General features: G+C 59.5%; 20 protein-coding genes and 4 pseudogenes. 11 read left to right on the top strand and 13 right to left on the bottom strand.

What is annotated here, in order from left to right; translation table 11 throughout:
* Positions 1-477: 477 nt before the first annotated feature.
* Positions 478-561 (top strand): annotated as a pseudogene (locus NLM25_RS44515) (L,D-transpeptidase); the annotation flags it as partial.
* 450 nt (positions 562-1,011) lie between these two features.
* Positions 1,012-1,230 (top strand): DUF6894 family protein, encoded by a 219-nt coding sequence (locus NLM25_RS33685; RefSeq protein WP_254122064.1) that lies wholly within the window; start codon positions 1,012-1,014, stop codon positions 1,228-1,230.
* A gap of 389 nt (positions 1,231-1,619) precedes the next feature.
* Here NLM25_RS33685 and NLM25_RS33690 read toward each other — a convergent pair whose 3' ends face one another.
* Positions 1,620-2,591 (bottom strand): ABC transporter substrate-binding protein, encoded by a 972-nt coding sequence (locus tag NLM25_RS33690; protein WP_254122065.1) that lies wholly within the window; start codon positions 2,589-2,591, stop codon positions 1,620-1,622.
* Between the two features lie 184 nt (positions 2,592-2,775).
* A complete protein-coding gene (locus NLM25_RS33695) occupies positions 2,776-3,267 on the bottom strand; it encodes a hypothetical protein (protein WP_254122066.1) in 492 nt (163 codons plus the stop codon).
* Between the two features lie 234 nt (positions 3,268-3,501).
* Here NLM25_RS33695 and NLM25_RS33700 point away from each other — a divergent pair, with 234 nt between their 5' ends.
* Positions 3,502-3,642 carry a hypothetical protein gene (locus NLM25_RS33700; RefSeq protein ID WP_254122067.1) on the top strand — a complete coding sequence of 47 codons (141 nt, stop codon included), beginning with the start codon at positions 3,502-3,504 and terminating at the stop codon, positions 3,640-3,642.
* Positions 3,643-3,776: 134 nt separating this feature from the next.
* On the opposite strand, the gene NLM25_RS33705 is transcribed toward NLM25_RS33700, so the two are convergent.
* On the bottom strand, positions 3,777-4,235 hold the full coding sequence (locus tag NLM25_RS33705) for an Hsp20 family protein (RefSeq protein WP_254122068.1): 459 nt from the start codon (positions 4,233-4,235) through the stop codon (positions 3,777-3,779).
* Between the two features lie 325 nt (positions 4,236-4,560).
* Here NLM25_RS33705 and NLM25_RS33710 point away from each other — a divergent pair, with 325 nt between their 5' ends.
* Entirely contained in the window at positions 4,561-4,782 is a 222-nt protein-coding gene (locus tag NLM25_RS33710) for a hypothetical protein (RefSeq protein WP_309143631.1), read from the top strand.
* Between the two features lie 81 nt (positions 4,783-4,863).
* Here the strand turns inward: NLM25_RS33710 and NLM25_RS44520 are convergent.
* From NLM25_RS44520 to NLM25_RS33730, 5 genes and pseudogenes are all read right to left on the bottom strand, one after another.
* A pseudogene (locus NLM25_RS44520) lies at positions 4,864-5,011 on the bottom strand (IS110 family transposase); the annotation flags it as partial.
* A gap of 212 nt (positions 5,012-5,223) precedes the next feature.
* Positions 5,224-5,622, bottom strand: coding sequence for a hypothetical protein (locus NLM25_RS33715; protein ID WP_254122069.1), 399 nt, complete (start codon positions 5,620-5,622; stop codon positions 5,224-5,226).
* Between the two features lie 139 nt (positions 5,623-5,761).
* Positions 5,762-6,292, bottom strand: a complete 531-nt coding sequence (locus NLM25_RS33720; protein ID WP_254122070.1) for a VOC family protein — start codon at positions 6,290-6,292, stop codon at positions 5,762-5,764.
* 105 nt (positions 6,293-6,397) lie between these two features.
* Positions 6,398-7,246, bottom strand: coding sequence for an alpha/beta fold hydrolase (locus NLM25_RS33725; protein WP_254122072.1), 849 nt, complete (start codon positions 7,244-7,246; stop codon positions 6,398-6,400).
* A 46-nt stretch (positions 7,247-7,292) separates the two neighbouring features.
* Positions 7,293-8,117 carry an oxidoreductase gene (locus tag NLM25_RS33730; protein ID WP_309143659.1) on the bottom strand — a complete coding sequence of 275 codons (825 nt, stop codon included), beginning with the start codon at positions 8,115-8,117 and terminating at the stop codon, positions 7,293-7,295.
* Between the two features lie 160 nt (positions 8,118-8,277).
* Between NLM25_RS33730 and NLM25_RS33735 the strand changes: the two genes are divergently transcribed.
* The 4 genes and pseudogenes from NLM25_RS33735 to NLM25_RS33750 all read left to right on the top strand — a co-directional run bounded on the left by NLM25_RS33735 (position 8,278) and on the right by NLM25_RS33750 (position 12,028).
* On the top strand, positions 8,278-9,132 hold the full coding sequence (locus NLM25_RS33735; RefSeq protein ID WP_254122076.1) for a LysR family transcriptional regulator: 855 nt from the start codon (positions 8,278-8,280) through the stop codon (positions 9,130-9,132).
* Positions 9,133-10,587: 1,455 nt separating this feature from the next.
* A pseudogene (locus tag NLM25_RS33740) lies at positions 10,588-10,818 on the top strand (DNA ligase); the annotation flags it as partial.
* A 24-nt stretch (positions 10,819-10,842) separates the two neighbouring features.
* Entirely contained in the window at positions 10,843-11,022 is a 180-nt protein-coding gene (locus tag NLM25_RS33745) for a hypothetical protein (RefSeq protein WP_254122077.1), read from the top strand.
* A 469-nt stretch (positions 11,023-11,491) separates the two neighbouring features.
* Positions 11,492-12,028 (top strand): DUF4142 domain-containing protein, encoded by a 537-nt coding sequence (locus NLM25_RS33750; protein WP_254124550.1) that lies wholly within the window; start codon positions 11,492-11,494, stop codon positions 12,026-12,028.
* 192 nt (positions 12,029-12,220) lie between these two features.
* Here NLM25_RS33750 and NLM25_RS44525 read toward each other — a convergent pair.
* From NLM25_RS44525 to NLM25_RS33770, 4 genes and pseudogenes are all read right to left on the bottom strand, one after another.
* Positions 12,221-12,292: pseudogene (locus NLM25_RS44525) on the bottom strand (DUF2934 domain-containing protein); the annotation flags it as partial.
* A 292-nt stretch (positions 12,293-12,584) separates the two neighbouring features.
* A complete protein-coding gene (ligD, locus tag NLM25_RS33760) occupies positions 12,585-13,550 on the bottom strand; it encodes a non-homologous end-joining DNA ligase (RefSeq protein ID WP_254122078.1) in 966 nt (321 codons plus the stop codon).
* Complete coding sequence (locus NLM25_RS33765) at positions 13,550-14,080, bottom strand: alpha-ketoglutarate-dependent dioxygenase AlkB (protein ID WP_254124552.1); 531 nt, start codon at positions 14,078-14,080, stop codon at positions 13,550-13,552. Before NLM25_RS33765 ends, ligD begins: the two co-directional genes overlap by 1 nt.
* A 43-nt stretch (positions 14,081-14,123) precedes the next feature.
* On the bottom strand, positions 14,124-14,366 hold the full coding sequence (locus NLM25_RS33770; RefSeq protein WP_254122079.1) for a hypothetical protein: 243 nt from the start codon (positions 14,364-14,366) through the stop codon (positions 14,124-14,126).
* Between the two features lie 343 nt (positions 14,367-14,709).
* Here NLM25_RS33770 and NLM25_RS33775 point away from each other — a divergent pair, with 343 nt between their 5' ends.
* From NLM25_RS33775 to NLM25_RS33785, 3 genes are all read left to right on the top strand, one after another.
* Positions 14,710-15,348 (top strand): cysteine hydrolase family protein, encoded by a 639-nt coding sequence (locus tag NLM25_RS33775; RefSeq protein ID WP_254124554.1) that lies wholly within the window; start codon positions 14,710-14,712, stop codon positions 15,346-15,348.
* Positions 15,345-15,659, top strand: a complete 315-nt coding sequence (locus tag NLM25_RS33780) for a hypothetical protein (protein ID WP_254122080.1) — start codon at positions 15,345-15,347, stop codon at positions 15,657-15,659. The genes NLM25_RS33775 and NLM25_RS33780 overlap by 4 nt, the downstream gene beginning before the upstream one ends.
* 84 nt (positions 15,660-15,743) lie before the next feature.
* On the top strand, positions 15,744-16,001 hold the full coding sequence (locus NLM25_RS33785) for a hypothetical protein (protein WP_254122081.1): 258 nt from the start codon (positions 15,744-15,746) through the stop codon (positions 15,999-16,001).
* Between the two features lie 6 nt (positions 16,002-16,007).
* Here the strand turns inward: NLM25_RS33785 and NLM25_RS33790 are convergent, their stop codons facing one another.
* Positions 16,008-16,232, bottom strand: coding sequence for a hypothetical protein (locus tag NLM25_RS33790; RefSeq protein WP_254122083.1), 225 nt, complete (start codon positions 16,230-16,232; stop codon positions 16,008-16,010).
* Between the last annotated feature and the right edge of the window lie 18 nt (positions 16,233-16,250).

Consider the following 16,250-nt stretch of genomic DNA (forward strand, 5'->3'; position numbering starts at 1 on the left):
TCCTTCCTGACCGGCCCGGGCCCCCAGGTAAGCGCGACTCCTGAGGGCAGTCGCGGTTTCCGTAACTCGCCGGTGCAGGCATTTTGGTGCTCGTGCAGCGATCTCTGCAAGTGACCCTAAGCACTCACCCTTAATGACAGGCCAGCCGGTTTGCTCGTGAGGTCCGACAACCGCCTCCTAGACTCCTGATGCGCGCCGCCTGATGAACGAACCTTAAGCTCGCGGTTCATCGGGAAAGTCAAAGCGGACAATGATAAACCCGACCGCACCAAACACCAACAGCGCCAGAAACAGTGCCGCAACAGCAAAGGACCACACAAAAGGCTCCAGCAGCTGAGTGCCACGTAATCGAGCCAACGAATTACCAGCTGATCCGAGGCACACCCGGACGTGGTTAAAGGGCAGTTGTCCGGGGTAAGATGACCTTGCTCAGTCAAGCCGCGCCTCGCAAGCGAACTATCGAGTTAGCCCTTTCGAGCATTGGAAGATTATCTGCCGCGGTTTATGGTAGGAGGTCCCGGCAACCCGCTCGGCGCGCGGGCGATGTGCCGAAACACTTCGGGCCGACATAGCGCTCAAGCTTGTTAGTCGCGCTTGTCCGCTCTGACGTCAAAACCTTCCACCTTTCGGACGTTCTGCCGGTGGGTTGTTCATTCAATGTGGAACCGCGCGGTGCGTTCTGCGGGGGACTCATACACCGTCCATGATCCCGCTATTCCGCCTCATTGCATCCGAAAGGATAACCGCCAGCCTTAGCCGGGCGGCAAGTTGCTAGAAATGGTTCGACGTGGCGGATCGGACGGGGGCCGGTGATTCTGAGAAAGAGCGCCGGGCCTTTTATTTGCGCGGCTTGCACAATATTTTGGCGAGCCAACTAAGCGGTTGTTTGCTTCAGTGATACGGGTCCTTGGAGCGACACCTCATCCGCGAGCCTCGCGCCATCCATCCGCGAGCCCCTGTTTGGTTATTCCAGCAGGGGCTTTGCTTTTCGCATTATCGCGGGCAACCCCGATGCCTCTTTTTACCTACAAGCTCATTGATGCGCATTTCGTTTCGGACTTCGGAGCGCATGATTTACCAAGCGAAACGGAAGCCCAAATCGAAGCCATCAAGCTCGCTCGTTCGTTACGCGAGACCCGACCCGAACTCGTTGGGAAAGGATACTCCATCTTTGTAATCGATGATGCCGACGCCGCCATTTGCGTCATTCCGCTCAACGCTGCTCGGTGACGGTGGTACGCGCCACTAGCGGAACGAGTTGCTTGGCAGGTCAGCCGTAATCATCTTTGGCCTCCACCGCGCCCGCACGATCGGCGCGGCACGGCCCATCGGCTAGCACAGGAACCACAAGTGCATATTGGAGTCGTCGCCAGCTCTGCGGCAGAGTTGGCAAGCGGCCCCGGCCTCCCCCTTGACCCCACCTGTAGCCGGGGCCGCTCACTTACCGGCTGTGCTGTCCGTATTTTGAGCGCTGCATTAGGGCGTGTACTCATAAATCTATCTTGCAGCTTCCAGCATAGCTTCGTCCGCACCGCCCAAGTAAGCGGACATTGGATGCGCAGATCGACAGGTCCGCTAAGGGCCATGACCTGACTCATGCACGGCAGCAAACAGCACCTCTATTCGATCACCTCGTCAGCGCGGACGAGCAGTGAGGGCGGCACGGTGAGGCCGAGCGCCTTGGCGGTCTTCATGTTGATGATGAGCTCGAATTTCGTCGGCTGCTCTACCGGCAGGTCGGCAGGCTTGGTGCCCTTGAGTATCCTATCGACGAAACTGCCTGCACGGCGGAATAGATCGGCTGTATCCGCGCCGTACACCGACAATCCGCCATTGGCGTAGACTCGAAACAAGTAGTTTGCAGGCAGTCGATGCTTCGCCGCGAGTGCGATTATTCGCGGAGCCTCGACATAGGTGAGCGGATCACCGAAATCAATTATTGCATCGGCGTTTTGGGCAGAGGCCGAAGCAAAGGCGAAGTCCAGGTCCTCGGCCGTGGCCGCTTCAACTGTCAGCAGCATTATGCCAAGCTTCCGCGCCTTGCTGCGTGTCTCTTCCACCAAGTAAAGCATTGGGTTCTTCGGATTGACCAAGATCGCGATTTTTGAGGCGCCCGGAACGAGTTCGCGAAGGATTTCGACGCGTTTTCCGAAAAAATCTTCAGGTACGTTGGTCGTAATACCCGTTATGTTGCCACCTGGTCGCGATAGACTTTGCACGAGGCCAAGGCGGACGGGATCAGCCACGGCCACGAATACAATTGGAATGGTGGCAGTTGCCGATTTCAGGGCCATGGCCGCTAGAGGTCCCGCAGCGATTAGCACATTGGGATTGAGAGCGATCAGGTCGGCGACTGAAGCTGACAATTGATCGGGTGGATGAGAAAAGCGGGATTCGATAATCAGGTTTCCATCTACCCAGCCGTGGTGTCGCAGCCCATCAAGGAATGAACGCTCGGATTGATTAAGGGCCTGCCCGCTCCCATCACCTACAGCAAGAAAGCCGATGCGCCGAGGCTTCCTCTGGGCCCACAAACGCTGGGGCGAAATGAGGAACATGGCAGCAGCCGCTATGAACTCGCGCCGCTTCATTCGATCCTCATTGCAGCCTGAGGACGACTGCGCACAGATTATCACATCTCTATGATCGTCGCGCTGGCTGTGGCTGCAAAATATTGCGTCGCCAAGCAGTACAATGGCGCATGCCCGCAGTGGCTCATTCGCGTCCAATTAGCTGCGCTTCGACCAGCGGAAATGAGAGAAGCGACCCGCCCCATTAGTCGTTCACGCACAGCTCGCCGCGACCTTGCGCATCAAATCCACCACCTTGACGACCGATTCCGGTAAGAAAAATAAGCCGGCCGGCCGAGTTGCTGAAGCGATCGGTCCCCTTCACGATTTTGTCCAGTTGGCTGAAAGCCTGCGCCTCGGTGTCGTACATGCCAGCGGTGGTGGTGGTTAATGTCCCCCCTTTTGCCGTGACTAGCACCGTTCCCGCGTAAGATTGCAGTGTTTTTGGCAACGAAGGCAGTCCTGCGGTTTCGGCCATCCCGTGCGCCGTGAAAAGCCACGTTGCGCCGCTTAGAGCGGGCTCGTCGCTCATGACTGTTCCGACAGTGCAAAGGTCGATCTGGCTTAAGCAACCTTCCTTGGTCATCTGAAGCGCAATTGTAGCCTCGAAGTTTCGGCACTGCGCGGGCTGTTGTGCGAAGCCGGCGCTTGTCGAAAGTGCAAGGATCAGGGTTGAAAGAAAGGTTGCTTTCATCATGCCCTCCCTCTCAGATAGTAGTGCACTCTACAGTTGATTGAACGGCAAAAATAGAGCGCAGCTGCTGCCAGATCGAAAGCCCGCTTAGCGTCAGTTGCCCCCCTTAAGCCCGCCCTCCATCAGGCCCGGTTAGCCCCCAATAGCAGACATAAGCGATTTATGAGTACACGCCCCCAGTGGCCTGATTTGATTTACCTCAAGGGTCGTGGATGACTTGGTTCGACGTTGGAGAGCATGAAGCCTCCACCCGAAGAGCCCCGCCCGGAAGATTCGCCATCGGAGCCAACGCGCGTTGAGCAGGCGCGCCGTATCATCGAGGAGTACGCGAACGACCTGCGGGAGATCATCGAAAAGCTCCGCCAGAAGATGAACTGAGTCTGCGGCTTGTTCCGCGCAAGGTGAGCCTCGCTTCCGGCGGCGAACATGTCGGATGCCCATGACGACAGGATGATCCGCTTCTCCGGCGTGGGTGCGCAGGCCGCGTTCCGCCGTTGAGCGTCGATCCGGCGTCAGGCCGCCTTCTTCTGCTCGATCTGCGGGCCGGGAAAGACGCCGTTCCCGATCTGGATCCGGCGCGGCTTCATGGCTCCCGGCACCTTGCGGACAAGATCGATGATCAAAAGGCCGTCGCGGAGGGCGGCCTCCTTCACCTGAACGTAGTCGGCCAGGTTGAACACACGCCGGAACGGCCTTGCGGCAATGCCCTGGTACAGGTACTCGCCAGCCGCCGTCTCGGGCTTCCTACCCTCGATGGTCAGCGCGTTGTGCTCGGCCGTCACAGCGATGTCATCGGGGCCGAAACCCGCGAGGGCGAGCGAGATCCGGTAGTGGTCTTCACCGGAGCGTTCGATGTTGTAGGGCGGATAGTGGTTTTCTGCTTGGCGCAGCGTGGTGTCGACGAGGTCGGCCAGGTGGTCGAAGCCGATGGTGGAGCGCCACAGGGGTGCAAAGTCGAAGGTAGTCCTCATGTCCAAGTCCTCCTAGGAGCAAGATGGATACAAGGAGCGCAAGGCAGGAGTCAGAGCGGGTCTGTTACCCGGCCCGGCGCCCGCGCCGGACCCACTAAGGCGTCCGGCACACCGCTCTCGCGGCAAGCAACGAATTAGAAGAGGGTAAAGGCGTTTCAAGAGGCCTTGAGCAAAAAAATCGAGATCCGTAGGCGGCCAGCCCGTAGTCCTCTGGCCGCTGCGGATCGCTCTTGACAGCCGTTCGCCTCTGAATATTTTTCCGCGTGGAAGATACGATCTTCCGAAACCCATGAACTCGAAAGGACAAAATTCCGTCGGAGTGACGATGATGCTTGCTGTAGATATTGCCCGCATCCAAGCCCACCGCAACAATATCCGCCGCTATCAGAGACTGCTGGAGACGAAGCTCACCGAGGTCGAACGGAGCTTCATCGAGCGGCGCCTTGATGAGGAGCGGGCCTCTGTAGAGACCATTGCAGCGGGGGCTTTTCCCGTCCCCATAGCTCCTTCGCCCCTCATGGCGGGCGCTGCCGGGGCGACGCCATGAGCGATGTGCGCGATCTTCTCATCCGTGGAAGCGAAAAGTTGATAGGACATTACAGCGTCCTCCTGGCCAGTCTACGGGCTTCACCAGGCATGGCGGCAACTTCTGGAAAAACGCCAAGACGTGTCGGCACCTTAACTGACGGCGTACGACCACTTGGCCGGCTGCATCAACGCCGTGCCTTGGAAGACCGACTTCGCAATATCAGACCAATCGCCGAAACTGACTGCATAGGCTGCTTTTCCAAATCGTGTGAGCCTCAAAATGGCACCCACTCCTTGGCGCTCTCGTGCCGGTGTAGAAAGTCCACAGCATCATTAGTGGAAGCACGCTGGAGCGCGGGACCCACCAGCCGACAGCGTCATACCATTCTCTGACGAGTAAGGCGTGATCATAACCAGTCGAAACCGGTTGTGACCACCCATGCATTACAACAGCAAGTAATCAGAGCGGGGCGCCAATCATTCGGAAAACCTTAGCGTCAGTAAACCTGGGGACGTCGTTCATAATTGCGTCTGTTTCGGCGGATGCAAGCGCAGCATGAAGAGCAGACTCATTGCGAAATCGATAAATTCCAACGGAGACATCTACGGCATCGGCGTCTCGCGGGAAGAAGGCGGTGGCACCTTCGAGGCCATGCTTCTGCCAACTTGCGAGGGCCAACGGCAGGTGAACATCGACATAGTAGTCGCGATCGAAATACGTGCCGCCGCTGCAGGTCACTATCATTGTTGCACTTGTCATAGGCCGACCTTCTAACTTGTTAAGAATGATTGTACACTCATAGAACGCTGCGCCATCTTCGAACTTGGCGCGCGGCGCTGTTATGATCGCGATCGCCATGTCGGCCGCTCCACCGCGCCGCTGGCGGGCGCATATCCCGGATGAGACAGTGGCCCGATGGCCGCTATTTCGAAAAGGTACATGGTGGCTCCAGCGCGAGCCGCGTGCATCCGGCATGTCGTTGTTCAAAGCCGGTAGCTCAATCCTCGTCTTGCCACCGCCGCAGGTTCGTTTGATCGTGGTAGGCCATGCGGTCAGGCGTGGTGATGAACTCGATCGTCGCGCCCCATGGCATGCGGCAATAGCAGACCCTGTTTCCGGGACCTTTTTCGGTTGCGTAGGGAATAGCGCGGGGCGCGGTAAGGACTGTGCCACCAGCCTTCTCGAAGCGCTCAACCGAAGCGTCGATGTCGTCAGTGTAGACGCCGAAGTGCGTAATGCCGAAGTCGCTGGCCCGAACCGGCTGGGCTTGTTCGGGGCCGTGCATTTCAAAGAGCTCGATGTCCGGTCCGGTTCCGATCTTGACCATCGCCTGCGCCCGCACGACCGTTCCAGGGAAAGCACCAGTGGCCCGCTCGAATTCGGCCCCCTGTCGCGGAGGGTCCTGCGGTCCGAAGGACTGATAAATCACCTGACCGCCGAAAGCTTCCACCAGGAACGATTTGGCTGCTTCGATGTCGGCCACCGTGATGCCGATATGATTGACGCCGCGAATGACAGGTGCGGTCATGATAGTGTTCCTTTCTCGTTTGATTGATCGAACGCGATGTGTGCGGGCGCAACTCTCCCGCAATGTCGTGATCCGCCCGGCCTACGACGGCGCGGGCGCAGAGCTTCAATTGGCCTTGAGGAAATCGATCAGAGCGGCTGCGACTTCATTCGGCCGCTCGTCAGCGACATAGTGGCTGCATCGCGCGATCGAGCCGCCCGTCACGTTGGTGGCAAACTCCTTGAGCATCGGCACCATCTGCGCACCGAAGCGCTGGTCGCCACCTATGCCAAGCACGGGTATCGCGAGAGGTTGCTTCTTATACTCGAGCGCGGCGGCGTGGTCGGCCGCGAGGGCTCGATACCATTCCATGCCCCCGCGCGTGCGGCCAGGAAGGGCCATCGCTTTCGCGTAGATCTCGATGTCCGCGGGAGTGAACGTGCTGTGATCGTAGAACCGCTCAGCCATGAAGGTCGAAACATAGTCATATTCACGGCCGTAAATCAGGCGCTCGGGCAGGTCCCGGTTCATATGGAAGCTGAAATGCCAGAGCTTTGCGGTCGTCGCCTCCCATCCAGTCCAGCCGGGAAGCGGAACGTCGAGGACGGCCAGGTGGGTAACAGCCTCCCGATAGGTGGCAACCTGCGGCAAGGCGACCATTCCACCGATGTCATGTCCGCACACGGCGTAGCGTTCATGCCCAAGGGCAAGCATTACTTCATGCGCGTCGCGCGCCATCGTCGCCTTGTCATAGCCGTCGAGCGGGCAGTCGGAAAAGCCCGCACCGCGCAGATCTATGGCCACCACGCTGAAATGGCCGGCCAGCAGCGGCATCACCTTGTGCCATTCCCACCATGTTTCTGGCCAGCCGTGAAGCAGAAGGATCGGCGGGCCTGAGCCTCCCGTCACGGCGTTGATCTTGATGCCGTTCACCGGCACCAGTTGCTGGGTAAACCCGTTCAAAGCTGCGATCATGATCGCTTCCGGTCAAATGGAGGTGTCAGATAGAGCGTGTACAAGCTCAGGGCTGGTCGAAATCGGTAGCGATCGTGATGTCACGCCAGGCGTCGATGTCGCTGCGGAAGGCCGCCAGCTTTCTCTCGGCGATCGCGTGCGCGGCCGGGCCGAGCGGCAGATGGAGCGGAGGGTCCTCGGCGTCGACCGCCTGCAGGATCACTGCGATCGCCTTGTCGGGATCGCCCGCCTGATTGCCGTCGCTGGTTTCGCGATAGTGTTTGCGTGAGCTTGCGGCATATTCGGGCATCTCGTTGGCCGCCATCATGATCGATCGGCCAAGGAAATCGGTGCGAAACGGCCCGGGTTCGACGACCAGCACGCGAACTCCGAACGGCTTCAGCTCGCCGGCGAGCGCTTCGGAAATTCCTTCAACAGCAAACTTGGCGGCGTGGTAATAGCCTCCGCCGCCGCGGCCCTCGATACCCGCACCGGACGACATGTTGACGATCGTTCCGCCCGAACGTCGTAGGACGGGTAGCGCGGCTCTGGTGGTTTCGATCAGACCGAAGACGTTTACATCGAACATCGGCCGATATTCTTCGGGCGTACCTTCCTCGATCGCGCCGAACAGTGCGTAGCCGGCGTTGTTCACGAGCACGTCAAACCCGCCAAATGTCTCGACCGCCTTCACGACCGCTGCCTTGGCTGCCGCCGCATCGGTCACGTCGAGTGGCAAGGTGATCATGCGGCCGCCGAAAGGCTCAGCCATTGCCTCGATCGATCTGACATTGCGGGCCGTCGCTATAACCCGATCGCCGCGCTGTGCCGAAGCGAACGCGAGCCGCTGGCCGAAGCCGCTCGAACAGCCTGTTATAAGCCAGGTTTTCATAACTTCTTCTCCAAGTTGTTTCACCCACGCAGCCGCCCTCATGGGGTGGCGGAATCCCAGAAGGACGCGCCTCAGACGATGGCGGGAAACTAGGTGCTTATATTTGTTCGTTAAGTGATGTTCCTGTACTCTCGGCGTTCAGTTTTGTGCGGGGGTCGCGATGGAATGGAGTGACGTAAGGATCTTCCTCGCTGTTGTGCGATCCGGCACGCTCGGCGGTGCCGCGCGTTCGCTTCGGACGAGCCATCCGACCGTCGGCAGGCGCCTACGCGCACTCGAGCAGGCAATCGGTCACACGCTCTTCCAGCGCACAGCGGACGGTCTTGTTCTGACCGAAGAGGGCCACGGAATCATCGCCCTGGCCGAGCAAATGGAAGAAGGCGCGCTGGCCATGGAGCGCCGGCTTGCGGGGCGGGAGCAGAATCTCAAAGGCAATCTTCGCATTTCATCAACGGACTGGTTCGGGGCCTATGTCCTGCCTCCCATCCTGGCGGATTTCTCGAACGCATACCCCAATGTCGACGTTGAGATCCTGACCGGCACGCGCCGGTTCAGCCTCGCCCAGCGGGAGGCCGAAGTCGCTTTTCGTGCCGCTCCGTTCGACACTGCCGATGTCATTCAGCGGCGGCTCTTCAGGCTCGAATACGGCGTCTACATCGCGCAGGAGGCGGCTGATCCCAAATATGGCGATGGGACTGGTTTCCGGCTGATCGCGCCATCCACGCCCCACTTCCCCGACATCGCGTGGCTCATCGAGAGTTTCCCCAACGCGAGACCGGTCCTGCGATCGAACAACCGCAACGTCCAAGGGCGCATGTGCAGGGAAGGCGTCGGCATCGCCGTCCTGCCTTGCGTGGTCGGCAATCAGATCCCCGGTATCCGTAGACTGGACCTGCCGACGCTGCCGCTAGCGCGAGACATTTGGATGGGATACCACCGAGACCTACGGCGCCTTGGGCGGCTTCGCGCGTTCATTTCGACGGTATCGGACCATCTCGTGAACGCGACTGCCTGATGTGCGGCCTGGAATGACTCAAGGCTCCTGAAGAGAACCAGGGTCGCTGCAGTCGTCTCGGCCGGTCGCTCCTCGACCGTCCAGTGCGCAATTTGCTTGCATTCGATCAACGTCGCATCCTGCGCAGCTATCGAGGAAGGCCCTGAAAACGCTGTGTGCTTATCCCGCTCAGGTTAGGTAATCCTCTAGACTTCCTCAGTGGGTCACAAGCGGAAATCACCACAGCCGACGCGGAAGTCGGCTATGAGCCAGAGGCGATCATCGAGGTGAATAATTATCACCTCGCCACGATTACAGTGCATCGGGCTCCTCTCTTCATTGCGTGAGCCGCCGGTTTCTGAGATCAACTCAAAACCATGCCTCTCGTAGAAGCTAGATCTCACTCTAAATCATCTTTCGGACGTTCGAGTCGGGAGAGCACTACCGCCTTTCCCCACACGACCCAATCCTACTCTATTTCCTTCGATCCTTCGCATGAGGCAGGTCATTCGCCTGCGCGATAAACGTCACCCCGACACGCTTTTCCAAATACGCGGTTTCCCAACAAGCACCGAAGCCAACCGACGAACCTCAATTTCTCCGGCGCCAACAGTCGGCGCCGGAGAGATCGAGAACAGCGGAATCAAAACCTGCCTGAGTAGTAAGTGATTTCAGGGCGCATTTGGAAAAAACGTCGGAATTCGCCTCTAGCAATATCAATTGCTTAGCTAGCATTTCCAAACAGGGAAGCGCTTCGCCCCAGTGCAGATTGTACGCCAACACGGCGCAACGTCGGAAGTTCGGCCATGCCTGCCGATCGATCTAAATCGATAGGTTACAGGCGAATTGTAGTTTGCCCAGGACCTGCGATCCACGAGTTTTCGGCGGTCAATCGGTGGTCAGACGTTTCCCAGGTGCTTGGGTGGGATCGCACGGTCGAACGCTCCTTTGGAGAGGTGGACAGTTTAAGCCTGCCTGGCAGCTGCTCTGCCCAAGTCAACTGTTGCCCCACGCCAAACATTGACCAATGTCAGGTATCGGTACTTTCCCCATCCCCTACCCTAGCGACTTTCCCGAGGTTGGATTCGGCGCGATTATGACTGAATGTCCCCGCGCATCATTCCTATCCCACTCTCCGGCGATCTGAGGAAAGCTCAGGCCAAGGGCGTCCGTCATGCTGACGGACTCCACGACACCTACTTCGAGAAGTCGAAGCTGATCCGCAGTGCGGCAGAAACCAAGATCCGTGAAGCCGACAAGCTCGAATGTGAGGCGTGGAACGCATTGATCTGGGCGTGGGCCACTGGGGAGATGCGCCCAATCGTCGACGACCGGCAAGCCGATCCGACGATTGGAACTAATGGGCAGCGGCTTCTTCGGCGGCGGCTCGCAGGGCCAAAGGCTATCAACGGGGGATATGATCTGCTTGAGGCGAAGTGCAAACGTTGCCGGCGCCTTTCACTGGTTTCATTGCGTGACATTATCTATGCCGGCAAGGTCGATCACGGGTTCGATAAAACTTCAGCCGCCGAGCTGCGGCGCAAACTGACACCACTCATCCGCAGGACGCAGCCTTACAGCAAGCGGATAGCCCATAAGGGTGTATGGGTCGAACCTGAGCTCCTCGCGGAGATCGAATACCGCGCGAAGTCGGCCGAAGGGAAAGTACGGCATCCTGTTTATCGCGGCATCAGGGAGGATCTGTAAATGGTAACCTCTTCCCTAAGACCCATGTCGGGCTTCGATCCGGCAGAACCCGCGATCCTTCACGATCGCATCGCGGATACGATTGAAACCTGGACGGGCGAGGACGAAGCTGACTTTCGCGCGACCTCCCGCAACCTCCCGGACGGCGCTGTCGCCTGGCGCGGTTTTGAATTCGACGGCTGGGGCAATGTGCTCGGCGGCTGATGGGCTTAGCCGGCTGCGGAGAATGGCCGGGAAGACTGAGCCGCCTGTTCTTCTTCGAATGCTGCTTCGGCGAGGCCGCGCCAGTCCCGGGCGGCCTCTTCCCATTCGCTCCGCCCCTGGGAGCACGCTTCAGTGCGCGCGAAATCATCGCAGAGATGCGCGTAAGCACGGAAGGTCATCGAGCGCCGAATCACAAAATCAGAATGCCAAGACAGGGCTGCGTTTTCCGTGCAAAAGTGTACACAGCGAAAATGGCGGTCGCGAATATGCTTTGTAGGAACGCGGCATATCAAAAACGATTGCCAATATGTGCCGGCCAAGCCTGCCGGCACGTTGCCTGTTAGGCGAGCGGCCCCGGCCTCCTCCTCTCGGCCGGGGCCGTGCAGCATTTACTGCGTCGTCGGCGTCAGGAACTTTGCTTGCGAAAGCCGGTTGCATGCGCATTCCAACTTCCAGGGGAAACAAATCCATGAAACAGACAATCCTCGCATTCGCTCTGCTGACCGTTATCGGCGCGCCCGCCCTGGCTCAGTCGGTCGGCGAGAAGACAGGCGTGAACTCTACCCTCGGGATCGCTCCCAGGACGAAAGACTTCATCAAGGAAGCCGCCATGAGCGACATGACGGAGATCGAGGCGGCCAAGATCGCGGAGCAGAAGGGCAACGCCGACGAAAAGAAGTTCGCCGAAATGATGGTAACGGATCATACGAAAACCAGCAGCGAGCTGAAGTCCATGGTGCCTGACAACCTGAAGGCTGCCATTCCCGCGTCGCTGGATGACTCGTCGCAGAAGGAGATCGCGAAGCTCCGCGATGCGAAGCCGGACGACTTTGCGTCAACCTACGACCCGATGCAGGTCAGCGCGCACAAGGACGCGGTGTCGCTGTTCGAGCGCTACGCGAACGGTGGTGAAGATCCCAAGCTGAAGGACTGGGCGGGCAAGACGCTGCCGGCTCTGAAGCATCACCTCGAAATGGCGCAGAACCTCGACAAGAACCGAAAGTAATCGCAGCCGGAGCCCGGCTTCGGGCGGGCTCGTCCTCTTGTGTCGATGTCGCGGCGCTGCGTCCTTTCGCAGGGTTGTGCTCGCCTCCCCATCTCCGGACGAGCTGGCAGTTTGATCGGCATCGACCTGTCCATTCGATCGTTTGGCCAGGAGCTGACGTTCGGCTTCGTACCAGAAATCGTCCATTTTTCCGAAGGGCTCGCCCGCGTCTTTCCAGAGCACGTACGCACGCGTCCTGATATCCTCCTCGCTCAAGCCCGTCATGCCACTTACTCCCTGTTGCTCAGCTACAAATCAGCATTTTGACCGCAAGTTCCTCCGCCGGCCGGGGCGTGCGCTGCGCGGCCGCGGCGCCCTCCTCACGAAATTAACTTTCGATTCACATAAGTTGACGCCGGGCGTGTCCGGGCCGGTATAGTGGCGGGACCGGGGCTGGCTCCATATTTCACTTAGGAGATTTTTACCCGGCTATTTTTGACCATCGCGTGGGCCGTAGCCGGGAATGGCTGCGGCCTTCCGCGTCGGGGCGCAACCGACGCGCCAGTGGCGATCAGCGTCAAGACCTGTGACGGCGCGCGGCTGGCTTTTTCTCACGCTCCAGCACAACGTCTTTCGCGTTTTTGTCAGCGCGCAGGCCGAGATAAACGGGATGGCGCATCTCTCCGGAAGCGGTCCATTCCGTAAACTTCACCTCGGCAACGAGCAGCGGCTTGACCCAGGTAGTGACGGCCTCGTCCTTCACTTTTTCGCCGAAGGGCGATTTGTCTGACTTCAACTTCACCAGTTTTTTGTGCAGCTCTTCGAGCGTCTCGTGGCTGAAACCCGTGCCGACATGTCCGATGTAGCGCCAGCCGTTTCCCTCGCGCAGGGCCAGGGTCAGCGCGCCGAAAAAAGGCCGCGTGCGCCGCGGCGCGGTGAAGCCAGCAATGACGACTTCCTGCCGCCGGGAAGTCTTGATCTTGAGCCAGGCATCCGTCCGCGCGCCGGAGAGGTATTTGCTATCGGTGCGCTTCGCCATGATCCCTTCGAGGCCTTTGCGTTCGGCCTCCGCGAAACACTTCGTGCCGGATGCCGCGCGGTGACGGCTGAACGCGATCAGCTTATGTTTTGGCAGGATGGCTTTAAGCTTCTTTTTGCGCGCGAGAAGCGTTAATCCACGAAGGTCTTCCCCGTCCTGAAACATGAGATCGAACGCGCAATATTGCAGCTTCGCCTGGTGGCGGAACGCATTTTGCAGTAGCTGAAAATGCGAGACGCCGTCTTTGCCGATCGCGACCAGCTCGCCGTCGATAACGACATCCCCTTTTACGGCTTCGAGCGCCTGCGCGACCTCGACATAGCTGTGGCTGATGATCTTGCCGTTGCGGCTGTATAAGGTGACACTGCCATTTTCGATCTTCGCGACCATGCGAAAGCCGTCGTACTTGTCCTCGAAGATCCAGCCCTTGTCGTCGAACGGCGCGTCGGTCAGCCTCGCGAGCATCGGTTGCAACTTTTTTGGCAGGGTGGAGACGCGGGCCACTATGAAAGCCTTCCTTCGCGGAGGTTACGAAACGTAATCGAATAGCGGAGGCTTTCGACGCCCGGGATGCTGTGCTGCCATTCGCTTCTTGAAGGGCCGCGCAGGAGATAGATGGAGCGCGGCTCGGCAAGAAGATTTGCGCGCTCAAATCCGATGTCTTTTCGCCTGCGAAGCCGGAAAATGCAGGCGGACAGAAGAGAGATGCCGGCGACATCGCCAAAGACGGAACGGTCTTTGTGCCAGCCGATTCCGGCCCCGCTTGCATACTCGGTGACAAGAACCTGCTGAAAGCTGCCGGGAGCGTTTCCGGAGAACGCTTCGGCGCGGCCGCGAAGCCCCATGAGAAACTCCGGCATATCGTCCGTCTTCGTCAGCCCGCCGCCGTTGAAATCGTAACGCCAGCCGAACGAGACCGTCCGGCGCTTGCCTGTGAAGCCTCGGAATTCAAATTCCCTGAACGGGAGGGCCTTGATATGGGTCAGAAGCCGCTCTTCTTCCTCAGCCGTCAGAAAGTCGCGCTGATACCTCATGCCTTCCGGGAGACTCGCGTCCCCAAAAAGATCTAATGTGCCGCTACTTTCGCGCACGCGCCTTTTTCCGTCCCTTGGCCTTTGCCGGCTTGCGGTCGCCGCGGTCGCCCTCATCCGCTTTCGCGGCTTTTTTGGCTTTGGTGCGTTTGTCCTGCGAGAGCGAGCGACCAACGTCATCGCTCTCTTTGATCCGGCCTCCCGCGTCGCGCCTGATGTAACGCTTATCGCCTTTGGGTTCGATCAGTTCGCGTCTTGCGGCGGCCCGCCATTTTGTAATGCGCTTCATTTCGTTCCTCAGCTTGTTTTCCCACCCAACTTTCCGCGAGGCCGCGCGGTTCCGTTTTTACGAGGGCGCGCCGCCCGCTGCGCGGCCGGCCAGGCTCTAGCGCGTACCGCGCCCGGGTCTTCGTCCCGGCCATCCGGTGACGATCCTTCGCGCTTTAAAGGCGGGGCTTGCGCCCCCTTCGGCCGTCAAGGGCGCGGCTCGCTCGCTCGTGCGAAGGCACACCCTTGACCGCCGATCCCCGCTCATTGCCGCAGGGCTAGCCGGGTTGCACGCCGCAACCCTTTTAAGGACAGGAACCAGCATCCGCGCCGCTCCGTTGGAGCTGGCGGTTGAGGATAAAGGCATGGCAAAGAACGACGACCTTCGCTGGGGAAGTCCGGGAGAGAACGCGGTCCATATCTGTGTCGATATGCAGAGGATGTTCGCCGAAACCACTGAATGGAAGATGCCGTGGCTGCCGCGCGTGCTGCCGAATGTCGTCCGGATCGCAGAGGCGCACCAGGACCGGACCATCTTTACCCGCTTTATTCCGGCGAGAAAGCCCGGCCAGGGCGCCGGCATGTGGCGGCATTATTACGAGCGCTGGGAAGCGATGACCATCGACCGGCTCGGCGCGGAGATGATCGACATCGTCGCGGACCTCGCGCGATTCGTCCCGCCAGCGCGAATTTTCGACAGGCACATCTACTCTCCCTGGACCGGTAGCGACTTGCACCTCCAGCTGCGCGGCGCGGGCGTCGATACGCTCATCGTCACCGGAGGAGAAACCGATGTCTGCGTGCTCGCGACCGTGCTCGGCGCGATCGATTGGGGCTTCCGCGTCATTCTGGTGACGGATGCGGTTTGCGGTTCGGCCGACGAGACGCATGATTCCATGATGAACGTCTATATGAACCGCTTCGGGCAGCAGGTCGAATGCGTCACGACCGAGACGCTTCTGAACAGCTGGCCCGGGAGCGCGCGGGCGAGGCTTGTGTCGTGAACAACTCCTATCTAATCCAGATTCTCCTGCCGAAGGCGAAAGGCGACGGCCAGCCGGTCCCGCAGCGCTGGTTCGAAGAGTTTCTGGAAGAGCTCAGCGGAAAATTCGGCGGCGCGACGAGCTTCGTCAGGGCACCCGGCCAGGGCCTCTGGCGCAGCGGCGAGGAAACCGAGCGGGACAATATCGTCGTCATCGAGGTCATGGCGGCAAAACTCGCGCCCGAGTTCTGGCGGACCCTGCGCGAGCGCCTTGAACGTGAGCTTATACAGGAAGAGATTGTTATCCGCGCACAGGAAATCATCGTCCTGTGAACATGGAGGAACGGTGGCCGGCGGAATGTTTTTCCGAGCCAATACACCAAGGATCAAAACACTCAACGGTCAACGCGGGAAACCATGGATCTCGAAATACTGAGGGCGGCGGCAGCAGGCATCACGATCATCGCGGCAGCCATGGTCGCAGCGAACATCAACGCGCGCGTCACGGTATGGGGCTTCGCTATCTTCATAGCGGCTTCCATGGCCTGGATTGCGGATGGCGTGCTGGAGGCGAAAACCTCGCTCGTCGTCCAGAACGCGGTCCTGCTTCTGATCAACGTTCTTGGGGTCTGGCGCTGGCTGCCGCGCGCCGGCAAGGAAGCCTCCGCGGCGTAAAATTCGTCAGGCCTGTCTCCTGTCCGCGATCGAGCGGCCGGCGAGCGCGGCCTCTCCTGCTTCCGTCAAAGCGCCGATGGAGGTCTTGCCCTGTTTCGCGCAGCGCACAAGGTTCTCCGCAATAAACGATCTAAGCTCATGGTCCTCGCGGTCCGGCCTTCCCTCGCAAATCCGGTCGAGGGCAGCTTCCATATTCGCGAGTGTGCGGCGATCAAAGCTTTCAAGGATCATCGGGATCTTCCCTGCGTC

This window comes from Bradyrhizobium sp. CCGB01, assembly GCF_024199795.1.
In the GTDB taxonomy this organism is placed as follows: domain Bacteria; phylum Pseudomonadota; class Alphaproteobacteria; order Rhizobiales; family Xanthobacteraceae; genus Bradyrhizobium.

Coding starts and splice junctions, on each gene's coding strand:
- NLM25_RS33695 (WP_254122066.1), bottom strand. CDS start 3,267: ATGATGAAAGCAACCTTTCTTTCAACCCTGATCCTTGCACTTTCGACA.
- NLM25_RS33700 (WP_254122067.1), top strand. CDS start 3,502: ATGAAGCCTCCACCCGAAGAGCCCCGCCCGGAAGATTCGCCATCGGAG.
- NLM25_RS33710 (WP_309143631.1), top strand. CDS start 4,561: ATGATGCTTGCTGTAGATATTGCCCGCATCCAAGCCCACCGCAACAAT.
- NLM25_RS33750 (WP_254124550.1), top strand. CDS start 11,492: ATGAAACAGACAATCCTCGCATTCGCTCTGCTGACCGTTATCGGCGCG.
- NLM25_RS33775 (WP_254124554.1), top strand. CDS start 14,710: ATGGCAAAGAACGACGACCTTCGCTGGGGAAGTCCGGGAGAGAACGCG.
- NLM25_RS33720 (WP_254122070.1), bottom strand. CDS start 6,292: ATGACCGCACCTGTCATTCGCGGCGTCAATCATATCGGCATCACGGTG.
- NLM25_RS33690 (WP_254122065.1), bottom strand. CDS start 2,591: ATGAAGCGGCGCGAGTTCATAGCGGCTGCTGCCATGTTCCTCATTTCG.
- NLM25_RS33745 (WP_254122077.1), top strand. CDS start 10,843: ATGTCGGGCTTCGATCCGGCAGAACCCGCGATCCTTCACGATCGCATC.
- NLM25_RS33715 (WP_254122069.1), bottom strand. CDS start 5,622: ATGGCGATCGCGATCATAACAGCGCCGCGCGCCAAGTTCGAAGATGGC.
- NLM25_RS33685 (WP_254122064.1), top strand. CDS start 1,012: ATGCCTCTTTTTACCTACAAGCTCATTGATGCGCATTTCGTTTCGGAC.
- NLM25_RS33725 (WP_254122072.1), bottom strand. CDS start 7,246: ATGATCGCAGCTTTGAACGGGTTTACCCAGCAACTGGTGCCGGTGAAC.
- NLM25_RS33705 (WP_254122068.1), bottom strand. CDS start 4,235: ATGAGGACTACCTTCGACTTTGCACCCCTGTGGCGCTCCACCATCGGC.
- NLM25_RS33790 (WP_254122083.1), bottom strand. CDS start 16,232: ATGATCCTTGAAAGCTTTGATCGCCGCACACTCGCGAATATGGAAGCT.
- NLM25_RS33765 (WP_254124552.1), bottom strand. CDS start 14,080: ATGAGGTATCAGCGCGACTTTCTGACGGCTGAGGAAGAAGAGCGGCTT.
- NLM25_RS33770 (WP_254122079.1), bottom strand. CDS start 14,366: ATGAAGCGCATTACAAAATGGCGGGCCGCCGCAAGACGCGAACTGATC.
- NLM25_RS33785 (WP_254122081.1), top strand. CDS start 15,744: ATGGATCTCGAAATACTGAGGGCGGCGGCAGCAGGCATCACGATCATC.
- NLM25_RS33735 (WP_254122076.1), top strand. CDS start 8,278: ATGGAATGGAGTGACGTAAGGATCTTCCTCGCTGTTGTGCGATCCGGC.
- NLM25_RS33730 (WP_309143659.1), bottom strand. CDS start 8,117: ATGAAAACCTGGCTTATAACAGGCTGTTCGAGCGGCTTCGGCCAGCGG.